The organism is Kitasatospora gansuensis, assembly GCF_014203705.1.
Taxonomy (GTDB): domain Bacteria; phylum Actinomycetota; class Actinomycetes; order Streptomycetales; family Streptomycetaceae; genus Kitasatospora; species Kitasatospora gansuensis.
The window spans coordinates 647,012-660,051 of the sequence record NZ_JACHJR010000001.1; the positions used below are offsets into that span (position 1 = coordinate 647,012).

At 73.0% G+C, this 13,040-nt stretch carries 12 protein-coding genes; 5 read left to right on the forward strand and 7 right to left on the reverse strand.

All coding sequences use genetic code 11. From position 1 onward, the window contains the following. Positions 1 to 5: 5 nt before the first annotated feature. The 6 genes from F4556_RS03035 to F4556_RS03060 form a co-directional block, all read right to left on the reverse strand. The gene (locus F4556_RS03035; RefSeq protein ID WP_184911410.1) at positions 6 to 953 is read right to left on the reverse strand and encodes a PfkB family carbohydrate kinase; all 948 of its coding nucleotides are present in this window, start codon (positions 951 to 953) and stop codon (positions 6 to 8) included. 37 nt (positions 954 to 990) lie between these two features. Then, positions 991 to 1,704, reverse strand: a complete 714-nt coding sequence (locus F4556_RS03040; RefSeq protein WP_184911411.1) for a CPBP family intramembrane glutamic endopeptidase — start codon at positions 1,702 to 1,704, stop codon at positions 991 to 993. A gap of 7 nt (positions 1,705 to 1,711) precedes the next feature. Next, complete coding sequence (locus F4556_RS03045) at positions 1,712 to 4,237, reverse strand: MMPL family transporter (protein ID WP_184911412.1); 2,526 nt, start codon at positions 4,235 to 4,237, stop codon at positions 1,712 to 1,714. Next, a complete protein-coding gene (locus tag F4556_RS03050; protein WP_184911413.1) occupies positions 4,234 to 5,178 on the reverse strand; it encodes a class I SAM-dependent methyltransferase in 945 nt (314 codons plus the stop codon). The genes F4556_RS03045 and F4556_RS03050 overlap by 4 nt, the downstream gene beginning before the upstream one ends. Positions 5,179 to 5,271: 93 nt before the next feature. After that, complete coding sequence (locus tag F4556_RS03055) at positions 5,272 to 5,799, reverse strand: hypothetical protein (RefSeq protein ID WP_184911414.1); 528 nt, start codon at positions 5,797 to 5,799, stop codon at positions 5,272 to 5,274. Continuing rightward, the gene (locus F4556_RS03060; RefSeq protein ID WP_221503516.1) at positions 5,796 to 7,001 is read right to left on the reverse strand and encodes an aminotransferase class I/II-fold pyridoxal phosphate-dependent enzyme; all 1,206 of its coding nucleotides are present in this window, start codon (positions 6,999 to 7,001) and stop codon (positions 5,796 to 5,798) included. Before F4556_RS03060 ends, F4556_RS03055 begins: the two co-directional genes overlap by 4 nt. 648 nt (positions 7,002 to 7,649) lie before the next feature. Between F4556_RS03060 and F4556_RS03065 the strand changes: the two genes are divergently transcribed. The 3 genes from F4556_RS03065 to F4556_RS03075 are packed head-to-tail and all read left to right on the forward strand — an operon-like array spanning position 7,650 to position 8,983. Beyond that, positions 7,650 to 8,189, forward strand: a complete 540-nt coding sequence (locus tag F4556_RS03065) for a TetR/AcrR family transcriptional regulator (protein WP_184911416.1) — start codon at positions 7,650 to 7,652, stop codon at positions 8,187 to 8,189. After that, on the forward strand, positions 8,186 to 8,518 hold the full coding sequence (locus F4556_RS03070; RefSeq protein WP_184911417.1) for a DMT family transporter: 333 nt from the start codon (positions 8,186 to 8,188) through the stop codon (positions 8,516 to 8,518). The genes F4556_RS03065 and F4556_RS03070 overlap by 4 nt, the downstream gene beginning before the upstream one ends. Positions 8,519 to 8,551: 33 nt before the next feature. Then, positions 8,552 to 8,983, forward strand: a complete 432-nt coding sequence (locus F4556_RS03075) for a DUF5360 family protein (RefSeq protein WP_184911418.1) — start codon at positions 8,552 to 8,554, stop codon at positions 8,981 to 8,983. 197 nt (positions 8,984 to 9,180) lie between these two features. Here F4556_RS03075 and F4556_RS03080 read toward each other — a convergent pair whose 3' ends face one another. Further along, positions 9,181 to 10,764, reverse strand: coding sequence for a cytochrome P450 (locus tag F4556_RS03080; protein ID WP_184911419.1), 1,584 nt, complete (start codon positions 10,762 to 10,764; stop codon positions 9,181 to 9,183). 65 nt (positions 10,765 to 10,829) lie between these two features. Here F4556_RS03080 and F4556_RS03085 point away from each other — a divergent pair, with 65 nt between their 5' ends. Then, complete coding sequence (locus F4556_RS03085; RefSeq protein ID WP_184911420.1) at positions 10,830 to 11,510, forward strand: ArsR/SmtB family transcription factor; 681 nt, start codon at positions 10,830 to 10,832, stop codon at positions 11,508 to 11,510. A gap of 84 nt (positions 11,511 to 11,594) precedes the next feature. Then, positions 11,595 to 13,040, forward strand: a complete 1,446-nt coding sequence (locus tag F4556_RS03090; protein WP_184911421.1) for a hypothetical protein — start codon at positions 11,595 to 11,597, stop codon at positions 13,038 to 13,040.

Genomic DNA, 13,040 nt, shown 5'->3' on the forward strand with positions numbered 1-13,040 from the left:
GGCGGTCAGCCCAGCACCGGGCCCGGGTACGCGAGGGCCAGCCGCTGCCGGACCTCCTCGGCGGTGCAGGTGTACCCCTGACTGCCCGTCGACTCCAGGGCGTAGCCCGCCAGCAGGCAGCCGAGCCGGGCTGCGGCCTCGTCGTCGAGACCGTCGGCGATCCCGGCCACCAGCCCGGCCCGGAACGCGCCGCCCGCGCCGCTGGTCCCGCCGCCGTCCCGCCGCTCGGTCAGCGCCGCCGGCACGGCCACCGAGGGCCGGTCGCCGTAGTCGATCCAGGCCCCGTCCGGGCCCAGGGTGGTGACCCAGCAGCCGACCTGCCGGAGCACCTCGGTGGCCGACCAGCCGGTGTGTTCCAGCAGGTGGGCCCGTTCCCGACGGTTGGTGACCAGGTGGGTGGCGCCCGCGAGCACCGCCTCCGCGCCGAACGCGGCCAGCTCGGCGCTCCGTCCGGTCGGGTCGACCAGGAAGGGCAGCCCGAGCCGTCGGCACTCCGCCGCCCGGCCGGCCATCACCTCGGGATGGGCAGGGCCGAGGAAGACCAGCTCCGCGTCGTCGGCCCAGCCCGGCGGGGCCTCGGTCTCCTCGGCCTGGGCGCCGGGGTGGAAGGAGGAGATCCGGCCGTTGGCCGCGTCCACCGTGCTGGTGAGGCGCGCGGTGGTGAGCCGTTCCGAGACCAGGACCGCCGAGGTGTCGACCCCGACCCGGTCCAGCCGGGCCCGGTAGGTGCCGAAGTCCCGGCCCACCGCGCCGAGCAGCAGCGGCCGGTGGCCCATTCTGGCCAGGCCGTACGCGACGTCGGCGGCCACCCCGCCCTCGTGCACCCCTAAGTCGTCCACCAGGAAGGAGAGCGACAGGTGCGCGAGCTGATCCGGTAACAGCAGGTGGGTGAACTGCCCCGGAAAGGTCATCAGGTCGTCGATCACGATCGGTCCGGTGACGGAAATTCTCATGGGAACCGCCTCGCGAGAGAAGGAAGTTGACGAACTGTCAGAGTACCCACAACACCCAGCCCAGCAGCAGCAGATTCGCCGTTCCCTGCGCGACGGCGCAGGCCAGCGCCGAGCCCGTCCAGGCGCGGCAGACCCCGAGCGCGAGGCCCATCACGAAGACCGACGGGAGCACCCCGCAGATCACCCGGGCGTTGAACGGCTGGAGCCCGTAGTCACCGAGGTGCACCAGCGCCCAGGCGCCCGAGCTGACGGCGATCGCCGCCACCCCGCCGTGCGCCCGCTCGACCGCGCTGTACAGCACGCCCCGGTAGCAGACCTCCTCGACCAGCGGCACCAGCACGCCCATGCAGAGCACCATCGCCACCGCGCCGACCACCGGCGCCCCGGGTGCCAGCTGACGGAACAACTCCGGCACCAGGGCTGCCCAGTTGTCGGTGCCGCGCCCGAACGCCACCCGGGAGACCGCCATCGTGTCGGCGTACGCGAGCACCACCAGCGCGGTGCCCGCCACGGCCGGCCAGGGCCGGAACCGGCGGACCCCGGCGGCCGCCCAGTCCCGCCGGTCCAGCACCAGCAGGGCCAGCGCGCTCAGCCCGACCGAGAGCACCATCAGCGGCAGGGTGAACGCGCCGCCGATCCGGACCGCGGCCAGCACCGCGTACAGCCGCACGGCGGAGTCCACCGGCGCCGCGCGGTGGTGCGTCCGCACCCGGTGCACCGTCCGCCGACGGGTGCTCAGCGGCAGGGGCATCGCGGGCTCACCCGGCCTTCGCCGGGCTCGGACGCCGCCGCAGGGTCGGCATCCACCAGTTGTAGCGGCGGAACAGCAGCAGGGTGGCCGGCACGAACAGCATCCGGATCAGCGTGGCGTCCAGCAGGACGGCCAGGCCGAGGCCGACGCCGTACTCCTGGAGCATGATCGTCGAGGACAGTGCCATGGTGCCCAGACTGCCCGCCATCACCAGCCCGGCCGCGTTGATCACCCGGCCGGTGTCCACCACCGCGCCGATGGTGGCCGCCTCCTGGTCCGCGCCGCCGCGCACCAGGTCGCGGACCCGGGTGACCAGGAAGATCTCGTAGTCCATCCCGAGGCCCATCATCAGCACGGTCAGGAAGATCGGCAGGTCGTCGATGATCGCCCGGTCCAGCCAGAAGTGGAAGATCAGCACCGTCAGACCGATCGCCCAGACGTTGCTCATCATGATGGTGAGGATCAGCCGGATCGGAATCAGCAGCGACCGCAGCGCGATCACCAGCATCACGAAGACGCCGACCGAGACCAGGCCGATCATCTGCCAGAAGCTGTCGGTGAGCGCGGCCCCGTACTGGCGGTCCACCTGGGTGGCGCCGCCGACCTCGAGCCCGCCCACCTCGGTCGCCGCGGCGGCCACCGCCTGCAGCCGGTCCACGGTCTCCACCGCGGCCTCCGAGTACGGCGGGTCGCCGAGCTCGACCACGATCCGCAGACTGCCGTCGTCGGCCAGGTAGTCCCGGCGCAAGTCGGCGGGCAGGGCCGCCACCTGGTCGGCGGGCAGCGGGGTGCCGAACGGCCTGGTCACCGCGTCCACCCGGGCCACGCCCGGGACGGCGGCGATCCGGTCGGTGAGCCCGGTGACCAACCGCTGTCCCTGTTCGGTCAGTTGCCTCCCGGTCACCACGCCGGCGGCCGGCCGCGCGACGATCAGCGTGGGCAGTACGGTCGCGTTGCCCCACTCCTTGGCGATCAGTTCGAAGCCGGCCCGGGAGTCGGTGGCCGGGCTGAGCGCCACCGGGTCGGCGGTGGACCGGTGTTGGGCGGTCAGCACGGCGAACGGGATCGTCACGACGGCGAACACCAGCACGATCGCCACCCGCCGGCGGCGGGCCAGGTCGGCCGCGCGGGCCAGATGGCGCCCGAGCGCGCTCTCGTGCTCCAGGTCGGACAGCGGGCGCCGGCCGAGGGCGAAGAACCGGTCCCCGAGCAGGGTCAGCAGACTGGGCGTCAGGGTCAGCGCGGCCAGCAGCACGATCGGGATGCCGATCAGACCGCCGTAGCCGAGCGGCGGGATCCAGTCCACCGGCGAGAACAGCGTGGCGCCGAAGGCCAGCACCACCGCGACCGCCGCGAGCAGCATGCTCTCCCCCGCGTGCGCGGTGGCGTGCACCGCCGCCTCCCGGGGCGGCCGCCCGGCCAGCCGCTCCTGCCGGTACCGGGAGGAGAGCAGCATGCTGTAGTCCACCCCGGCCCCCAGCATCACGAAGTTCATGATGGTGATGGTGAACTGGGTGAGCGTCACCCCGTGCCCGAGCGCGAACAGCGCGGCCTGCGAGACCGTGGTCGCCAGGCCGATCGCGAGCAGCGTCAGCACGGCGGGCACCAGGGCTCGGAAGAACAGCAGCAGGACCACCAGGATGATCGCGTACGCGACCGTCTCCATCAGGGCGTTGTCGTCCTCGGCCTGCTTGTACGTGTCGTGGATCAGCGCCAGTTCCCCGGTGACGTGGGTGGCCACCCCGGGACCGGCGTTCGCCGCCTCGGCCGACTCCTTGACGGCGGCCCGCAGCCAGTCCACGTCCGGGTCGTGCCCGGCGCCGCCGGTGAAGCTCACCGAGACCAGGGCCGCCCGGCCGTCCTCGGCCACCAGCCGACCGACCGCCTCCGGCGGCACCGGCAGCGGGAAGGCCCGCCAGTCGGCGCCCCGGACGAACTTGCCCGCCAGACCGGTCAGTTCCTGGTCTCCGGCCGCCACGGCCGCCTTGGCGAGCGCGGTCAGCCCGGCCGGGAGCTGACCCGCCGTCACCGCCGCGTCCACCGCCGCGCTCCGCGCCGCCGGATCGGCCGGTACGCCCTGCTGGTCCAGCCGGGCGCGCAGCCCGCGCAGGAAGTCGGCGGTCAGGTCGCGGTACAGCGTGTACGCGGAGGAGGACTGCCGGACGTCACCGGTCCGTACCCGCTCGGCGATCCTGGTGTCCAACTCGGCGAGCAGTGACCGCAGTTCGGAGGAACGGACATCCGGGGCCGCGATCACCACGATGGACTCGCGCTGCGAGCGGTGCGGGAAGGACCGCTCGATCAGCTGGTCGGCACGGGCACTGCTGGTGCCGGGGACGAGCTTGGACGCGCCCTGCTTGGTGAGCACGTCGTTGAGCTGGGAGGCGAACGGGAAGCAGACCGCGATGACCAGCACCCAGACCGCCAGCACGGTCTTCGGACGGGCGGTGAGCAGCCGGGCCATCCGCAGCAGCCGGGACTGCATCGGGCCGTGCGCGGTCTCCGGTGGAGCGGGAGCGATGGTGCCGGTCATGCGCTGCCGACTCCCTTGCGCTGTGCCTCGGAGGAGCCCTGCGCCGCGGTCGAACGCGGGATGCCCGGGCTGCGGCCGGTGACCACCACGAAGGTGTGCCGCAGCTCCAGCGAGCCGTGGCGGGCCACGTGTTCGGCCAGACCGGAGCGGATCAGGTCCAGCGCGTACTGCTCGCGGCTCTGGTCCACGGCATCCTTGAAGCCCGCCGCGGCACCGGAGCGCTGGACCCACTCCAGGGCCGCCTCGGGGGTGTCGGCGGGGAGCACCTGGTGCCCGTCCCGCTGGATGTCGACGGTCAGCCCCGCCTTGGTGAACCAGCGCGCCACGGTGGCGGCGTCCTTCGGCAGGCTGACCCGGATCAGTCCGGTCAGCAGGGACGGGTCGGCGGCGAAGACCTTCTCCAGCTGGGTGATCAGGGTCTTCAGCGCGTCTCCCCTGGTCTCGATCACCACCACCTGACCGCCGGGCCTGAGCACCCGCTTGACCTGCTCCAGCAGCCGGGCCGGCTTGCTGTAGCAGATGGCCCAGCCGATCACCACCAGGTCGGCGCTGGCGGTCGGCCTGGACTGCAGGAACTCCTCCATGTCGCCTTCCTCCAGCGACAGTTCGAGCTCCGGGCTGTACTGGACCTCGGGCTCCACCTTGGCCCGGGCGACCGCGAGCATCCCGGGCGACTTGTCGACCGCCCGCACCGATCCTCTGCCGCCCAGCCGTCGGACGATCTCATGGGTCAAGTGACCGGTTCCGCAGGCGAGTTCGAGTACGTCGTCGCCGGGGGTGATCAGGGCCTCGTCCAGCGCGGCCAGCGAGTGGACCCCCATCACCGGGCTGAAATAGGTGTCGTAGCTGGGGCTCGCGGCGTCGTAGTCGGGGGTGGGGTCCGCGTGCGTGCGGCTGATGGTCAGACGCAGGGCGCGGGCGGCGAGTCCGATGCGACTCATGGCTGGCTCCTTGGCTCGGGTCGGGACACGGTCGGGTGCTGCGAGGTCAGGTGCTGCGAGGTCAGGTGATGCGAGGTCAGGTGCTGCGGGTGTTCAGGTGGTACGGGTCGGAACGCGAGGAGCGAGGTCCGCCTCGCAGGCGGCGGCCGCCAACAGCAGCAGCCCGTACGTGCTGGCCAGCCCGCCGGCCACCGCCGCCGTCAGCGCCGGTGCGGCGGCCCCCGCCACCGCTCCGGCCAGGGCCCCAGCGAGGGCGGCCCGGCCGGCGAACCGGGCGGCGGCTGCCCCGGCGAACACCGCGACGGCGACCACCGGGCCCACCACGAGCGGGCTGTCCAACGCGACCGCGGCCGGCACACCGCAGCCGACCAGCAGCAGACCGACGGCCGACCAGGGCCCGGCGGCCCACGGTGCGGCCGCCCTCGGTGCGGCGGGACGGGACCGCAGGACCAGCAGCAGCGCGACCGCCACCGCGAGGCCGAGCAGCGCCGCCCCGCACCAGGGCCGGTCCGGCGAGCCGGGACCGCCCGGCGTCAGCCCGGCGCCCAGCAGGGTGCCCGCGCTGCCCGCCGCGACGAACGGCCGCAGCAACCCGGCGGGGCCGGGCCGGCCCGCGGTCACGACCGGTGCGGCGCGCTGGCCAGCGCCGGGCCGGCCGCGAGCTCCGCGAGCCCGGCGGTCTCGTCGGAGCCGTCGGGCTCGTCCGCGCCCAGGAACATGTCGGCCTCGGCCGCCAGCGCCTCCAGCACCCGGTCCAGGTGGTCGGTGGTGTGGGTGGCCATGAAGCTCAGCCGGAGCCGGGGCGAGGCGGCGGGCGGCAGCACCGGGTTGGTGTAGACACCCCGGTCCACCAGACGGCGCCACAGCAGCAGCGTCTCCACCACTCCCCTGGTCCGCAGCGGCACCACCGGGGTGCTGCTGGCACCGGAGCTGACGCCCAGTCGGGCCAGGCCGCGCCGGATGTAGTCGGCGTTCTCCTGCGCCCGCTCCGCGCGCCAGGGCTCGGCCCGCAGGATCCGCAGGGCCGCCAGCGCGGCGGCGGCACTGGCCGGGGTGGCGGAGGCGCTGAAGATCAGGCTGCGGGCGTGGTGCTTGAGGAAGTGCACCACCTCCTCGCTGCCGACCACCGCCCCGCCGAGCGAGGCGAGCGACTTGCTGAAGGTCACGGTGATCAGGTCGACCTGGTCGGTGAGGCCGAAGTACGAGGTGGTGCCGCGTCCGCCGTCCAGCACGCCCAGGCCGTGCGCGTCGTCCACCACGATCCGGGCGCCGTACCGCCGGCTGGTCGCCACCAGCTCGGGCAGCGCGCAGAGGTCACCCTCCATCGAGTAGACGCCGTCCACCACCACCAGCCGCCCGGCACCCTCCGGGGCGGCGGCCAGCCGGCGGCCCAGCGCGTCGGCGTCGTTGTGCCGGAACCGGCGGAGCTTGGCGCCGCTCAGCACGCTGCCGTCCACGATCGAGGCGTGGGCGTCGCTGTCGGCGAACACCATGTCGTGCCGGCCGGCCAGCGCGCTGATCACGCCCAGGTTGGCCTGGTACCCCGTGGAGAAGACGGCGGCGGCCGGCTTGCCGTAGAAATCGGCGAGCTCGGCCTCCAGCAGGTCGTGCAGGGCGAGGTTCCCGTTCAGGAAGCGGGAGCCGGTGCAGGAGGTGCCGTACAGGTCCAGTGCCTCGGCCGCGGCCTTCTTGACCCGGGGGTCGGAGGTCAGTCCGAGGTAGTTGTTGGAGCCGCACATGACCAGCTCCTGGTCACCCAGCGTGACCGTGGTGCCCTCGTGGCCGGTCAGCGGCAGGAAGTACGGGTAGAGCCCGGCTGCCATGGCATCACGGGCCGATCTGTAACTCGTCACTTTGGAGAAAATGTCCACCAGAGATCCCTCGGATTCAATGAGCGGAAATTCGGCATGTCGGGCCGGTGTATTTTTCTCGAGCCACAGGAATGACCCGCCCGGGGGCAGCCGGAGGCGGGGCGTGGCGAAATGGCCGACGGGCCGATGGAAGTCCCTCGGGCGGTGGCCTGCGCGGCGCTGCGCGACTCGCCCTGGAGGGCAGGAAGGTGCGGGGGTCGGTCACCGGGATCCCCGGTGCTCCTGACGCCCAGCAGTGAAGCGGTGCTGACGATGGCTCAGTACTGGCCGCGCCGTGGCGCCGGCTGGAGCAGACATCGTGCGGTCCGCATGGTCCGCATGGCTTGCATGATCCCCCGTGGATGACGACAGCGTTCCCCCGACGGCCGACGGAATGCCGGCTGCCGCTTTCGTTCATCGTGCAATTGAATCTTCAGGCGGATCCCCCGGGCATCGAACAATCGCTCCGGGCGGGGCCGAGGAAACGTAAACACGCGCCATTCCGAGCTGTCAACCCATCGTCTCGGGACGAACAATTTCGACCTCGAACGCGCCGCTCCGCTCTGCTAGCATGGGACCGACCGTCTGGACGGTCCGCAACTGTACGAGAGGGAACCACCCGTGCGTGATCAACTGCTCGACGCCGTGGAACGACTGCTGGTGAAGGACGGGGTGGACTCGGTTCGCCTGGACGCGGTGGCCGCCGAGGCCGGCGTCAGCAAGGGCGGGCTGCTGCACCACTTCCCCAACAAGCGGGCGCTGGTCCAGGGCGTGGTCGGGCGGCTGGCCGACCGGTTCGAGGCGGTCCTGCCCGGTCCGGACGCACCGGCCGGTGCCTACTCGCTGGCCTGGCTGGACGCCAGCATCCCGCCCGAGTCACCGGCCGGTGACACCAGCGGCGCCTCCCAGGTACCGGTCGCGCTGCTCGCCGCGGCCGGTGGTCCCGAGGTGCTCGACGTGCTGCGCGAGCGGTACCTCGGCTGGCAGCAGCGGCTGGAGCAGGACGGCCTGAACCCGGCGGTGGCCACCCTGGTCCGGATGGCGGTGGACGGCTGGTGGTCGGCCCGACTGATGGACCTCAGCCCGCCGCACGACGCCCTGCACCGCGAGCTGCGTGAACTTCTGGTGAATCTGATCCGGGACAACGGGGGAGAGACATGACGGCCTATCTGCTGGTGGGTGCCGCCATCGGCGCCGAGGTGACGGCGACGCTGGCACTCCGGGCCTCGCACGGCCTGACCAGGCTCATGCCGAGCCTGGTCGTCGCGGTCGGCTACATCGCGGCCTTCGTGCTGCTGGCCCAGGCCCTCAAATCGCTCAACGTCGGCCCGGTGTACGCGATCTGGTCGGGCCTCGGCACGGTCGGCGCCCTGATCGGCGGGGTGGTCGCGTTCAACGAGCCGATCAAACCCGCCACCGCCGCCGGGGCGGTCCTGGTCGTCCTCGGGGTCGCCGTGATGTACCTGGGCGGCGGCCTCGAACACGAGTGACGGCGGGCCGGCTTCACGACGAGGGAGAGACGGATGAACGCCGACGGACGGATCCTGCGGCTCACCAAGGCGTCGATGGCGGTCACCGACATCGGCTTCCTGCTCTACTGGGCGGTCACCCTGCTCGCGCTGGTGCCCGCCCGGTACGCGTACAAGGACTACGAGAACCCGGTGCTCAGCGCCTGGAACTACTCCTTCGTGCTGCTCGACGTGGCGGCCAGCCTGACCGGCCTGGCCGCCCTCCGGCTCAGCCGCCGGGGCGGCCAGGCCGCGGCCCTGCCACTGATGCTGGTCTCGCTCGCGCTCACCAGCACGGCCGGGTTGCAGGCCATCGCCTTCTGGGCGCTGCGCAACGACTTCTCGCTGACCTGGTGGCTGCCGAACCTGTTCCTGCTGCTCTTCCCGCTCCCCGGCGCGGTCCTGATCATCCGTCAGCTGACGGCCGGCCACGGCAAGCAGGTCTAGGCCCTCTCTTTCGGGTCACGTCGGATAGCGGGCGGCGTTGGGGTGCGTGGCTCGGCGGTGCCGAGGAGGGAGCCTGATGCAGCGCATCGGCGACCGACGAGAAGCCGGCGAAGGGCCCCTCCTGCCCGATGCCGGGCAAGGAGGGCGCGTGCCCCGGCGGCGCCCGCCCGGCGTGATCCGAAAGAGAGGGCCTAACGTCAGGACAGCTCCGCCAGGCCCGCCACCCGGTCGTACGACGGGACCTCGGCCCGCACCGGCCGCCCCGCCCGGACGTCGTCCAGCACACCGAGCGCCGCGCCCAGCGCCGCCCGGTACAGCAGCGACCCCAGGCTGACCCGGCTCACGCCCAGCTCGGCGAGCTCGGGCAGGGTGAGGCCGTTCGGCGAGTGGAGCACGTTCAGCGGGACGTCGATCCCGGCCAGCACCGCCGCGATCTCCGCCCGCTCCGTCAGGCCCGGCACGAACACCCCGTCCGCACCGGCCAGTTGGTAGGCGTCGAGCCGCTGCACGGTCTCGGCCTGCCGACCGCCCAGCCAGTGGGTGTCGGTCCTGGCGTTGACGAACAGCCCCGGCACGGCGGCCTTCACCGCCGCGATCTTCGCGGCGTGCAGGCCGACCGGGGCGAGCGTACCGTCGGCGCGGCCGTCCTCCAGGTTGATGCCCACCGCCCCGGCGGCGGCCAGCTCCCGGGCCAACTCCGCGACCTCGTCCGGGTCTTCGCTGAAACCACCCTCGACGTCCACCGACAGCAGGAACGCGCCACCCCCGAGCCGCCGGGCCAGCCGCAACGTCTCGGCCCGGGTCGCCCCGGTGCCGTCCGGCAGCCCGCTCGCCGCCGCCACCCCGAGACTGGTGGTGCCGATCGCCGGGAAGCCCCGCTCGGCGAAGAGCGCCGCCGAGGCGTGGTCCCAGGCGTTCGGCAGCAGCAGCGGTGCGCCGGCGCGGTGCAGCGCCGCGAAGGCTTCGCACGGCTCAACTTCCTGCTGCGGAGCGAGGATTCCGGCAGCCAGCGCGAGCGCCTGCTCCCGGCCCGGGCAACGCCTCGGCGCACCGCCGAAGGTCAGGGCCGACGGGCCGGACCGGAGCGGGTCGAACCGGTCGGGCTCGGCGAAGAGTCCGGGATCCCGGTTGGCGGCGGCCAGCTCCAGCAGCACCAGATCGCCCTCGGCGACCGGCACCCCGGCAACCAGGGTCGGCCGGACCGCCACCCGCCGCATCACCCGGACCGGCGGGTCGTGCCGCAGCGTCTCGGTGAGCAGCGCCCGCACCGAGCCCGAACCAGCCGGTGCCGTACGGGTGTTGTCGACCAGTGTGCCGGTCGCCTCGAAAGCCTGCAGCAGCAGGCCGATCCGCTGGGCGGCGGTCTCCCGGTCCGCCCCGCCGACCCGGGGCAGCAGCCAGGCCACCGCCGCGTCGGCCGCCGGATCCGCACCGCCGAAGTACGTCCGCGCCGCCGTGCCGACCGCGGCCGCCACCGCGTCGGGCTCGGCCAGGCCCATCACCTCGGCCAGCGCCCGGACGGCCAGCACCCGGGCGTCGCCCTCGGGCCCGGCGGCGGCCGACCGCCGCAGCGCAGCCGGGTCGAGCCGCGCCAACTCGGCCTGTACCAGCGCCCGTCGGCGGGCGTGCTCCGCACCGCTGCTGAACCGGGCCACCGTCGCGCGCAGCCACGCCATCGTGCCGACCGGGCCGGATTCGGCGGGCAGCGGGCCCAGGTGCGGGTCGGCCAGGGCGGCCCGGACGTCGGTGTACCGGTCGAAGCGGTGCTCGGTGCTGTTCATACCCCGCAGGCTAGGGCCGGGACGCTTCGGCCGCCGCCGAACTGTGCCCGGGGCATCATGGAGGCATGTCGCTCGCCGAGATCGCCGGACTGCTCGCGGACCGTACCCGGGCCGCCTTCTGCCTCGCCCTGTTCGACGGCCGGGCCTGGACCGCCGGGGAGCTGGCCCGACACGCGGGGGTCTCCGCCTCCACCGCGAGCGAGCAGCTGTCCCGCCTGATCGCCGGCGGTCTGCTGACCGAGGAGCGCCAGGGCCGCCACCGGTACGTCCGGTTGTCCGGCCCGGCCGCTGCCCAACTGATCGAGAACCTGGCCTCCTTCGCCCCGGACGCCGCCGGCCCGGCCAACCTGCGCGAGTCCACCCGGCTCGGCGCCGAGGCCCGCGCCCGCACCTGCTACGACCACCTGGCCGGACAGCTCGGCGTGAGCGTCGCGACCGCCGCGCTGGACCGCGGGCTGGTCACCGAGGAGGCCGGGCTCGCGGTCACCGAACCGGGCCGCCGCTGGTTCGCCGACCTGGGCATCGACCTGTCGGCGCTGCGCGGCTCCCGTCCGCTGCTGCGCACCTGCCTGGACTGGACCGAGCGCCGCAACCACCTGGCGGGCGCGGCGGGCGCCGCCCTCTGCGCCCGGGCCCTCGACCGGCGCTGGGTCGAACGGATCGGCTCGGGACGGGCGTTGCGGATCACTCCGGAGGGCCGGACGGCCTTCCGGGACCTGCTCGGCCTCGACCTGACCGCCGCCTGACGACCCGACAGCTGGGCGGCCCTTCCCTTTTCCCCTGAGGAACTGCACTGTGGTGACGCGGATCCGTCGGACGGGGTGGGTGGTTTGGGCGATCAGCACGACACACAGAACAGGATCAGCCGGAGCACCATCCACGGCAACGTGTTCATGGGCGGCATCATCACGCTGGTGACGGGCCCGAGACAGCGCCTGCTGGTAGCCGTGGTGTGCGTGCTGGCCCTGCTGGGCGGCGGCACGACGTACTGGGCGCTGCACGCGAGCGAGACGGGCAGCGACCCGGTACTCAGCGCCCGCTACGATCCCGAACACGGTGGTGTCGGCGCGACCGCAGTCGTCCCCAGGGTCGTCAAGCCGGCCGACCTGCCCACCGTCGCCGACTGCGGCGCCGTCCGGACCTGGTCGCACGCGCAGGGCGGTACGGATGTGGGAGCGTCGCCACTCACCGTCTCGATGGTCGGTAACGGCCACACCGTGGCGATCGAGCAGGTGCGGGTGGCCATCGTGGGCGAGCCCCGCGATCCCGTGCCCGGCACGGTCGTGAACTGCAACGAGCAGGGAGTGGGCAAGAAGATCGACATGGGCGTCGACCTGGACTCCAGCAATCCGATCGCGCTGATCGGGGCCGCCGGACCGGTGTCGTTCGCCCCGTACTTCACCGACAAGTACCTCTACCTGGAGAACCAGAAGCCCGAACTCGTCAGCCTCACGGTGCTCGCGGCCCGGCACAGCTACAACTACGTGGTCATGGTTGAGGGCTCGGTCGACGGCAAGCGCCACACCTGGACGCTGAAGGACGGTGATCGCCCGTTCCACATCTCCGGGGTGCGAATGGAACGTGGCACCGAACTGTCGACCCAGGGGAACGGCTGGGAGACCACCTACGGCAGAGGCGCCGGTGAGCGCATCCGTTGCAACCCCTGCGTCGATCAGGACGAACAGCGGATCCCCGGCACCGCGGTCGCCGTCGCTCCGGCTGGTTACTCCTTCACCTCCACACCGGGGGCCGATCCCACGGCGCCACTTGCCCCGCCGAAGGAGCGACCAGCCGCGGTGACGCCGCCGCTGACGGTCGACGAGCACGACGCGGAGTCCATCGCGATCGCCTGGGCGGTCACCTCAGGCAGCTTCGACGCGTCCCGTGGCGACACGGGACCGGCGGCCGTCCTTGGCCGGGTCCGTAGGTATCTGACGCCCGAACTGGCCGCCGCCGGCGGCGGGTTGAACGCGTGCTCGGCGCACGGCTCGGCCTGGCCCGCCGAGCTGACCGCCCACCGGGGCTGGTCGGTGGTCATGCACGCGATCGCGAGACCCGTAGAGGGCCACGAGGGTCCGAGCGACCTCACCGCTGCCAAGGTCGAGCTGGAGGTTCCCGTCAACTGCGCCTACGTCGCGGAGGACGGCTGGTCCCGGATACCCAGAGGGGGGCTCACTGCCCGCCTGCAACTCCAACGCGGGCCCGACGGCCGCTACTTGATCTCCGACATCGGCGAGGTGAAGTACGACTTCCCGGCGCTGACCGACCAGCCTTGA

Excerpts from the sequence above, each read along its gene's own strand:
- F4556_RS03080 (WP_184911419.1), bottom strand. The coding sequence starts at position 10,764 with ATGAACAGCACCGAGCACCGCTTCGACCGGTACACCGACGTCCGGGCC.
- F4556_RS03050 (WP_184911413.1), bottom strand. The coding sequence starts at position 5,178 with ATGAGTCGCATCGGACTCGCCGCCCGCGCCCTGCGTCTGACCATCAGC.
- F4556_RS03070 (WP_184911417.1), top strand. The coding sequence starts at position 8,186 with ATGACGGCCTATCTGCTGGTGGGTGCCGCCATCGGCGCCGAGGTGACG.
- F4556_RS03040 (WP_184911411.1), bottom strand. The coding sequence starts at position 1,704 with ATGCCCCTGCCGCTGAGCACCCGTCGGCGGACGGTGCACCGGGTGCGG.
- F4556_RS03035 (WP_184911410.1), bottom strand. The coding sequence starts at position 953 with ATGAGAATTTCCGTCACCGGACCGATCGTGATCGACGACCTGATGACC.
- F4556_RS03075 (WP_184911418.1), top strand. The coding sequence starts at position 8,552 with ATGAACGCCGACGGACGGATCCTGCGGCTCACCAAGGCGTCGATGGCG.
- F4556_RS03085 (WP_184911420.1), top strand. The coding sequence starts at position 10,830 with ATGTCGCTCGCCGAGATCGCCGGACTGCTCGCGGACCGTACCCGGGCC.
- F4556_RS03045 (WP_184911412.1), bottom strand. The coding sequence starts at position 4,237 with ATGACCGGCACCATCGCTCCCGCTCCACCGGAGACCGCGCACGGCCCG.
- F4556_RS03060 (WP_221503516.1), bottom strand. The coding sequence starts at position 7,001 with ATGGCAGCCGGGCTCTACCCGTACTTCCTGCCGCTGACCGGCCACGAG.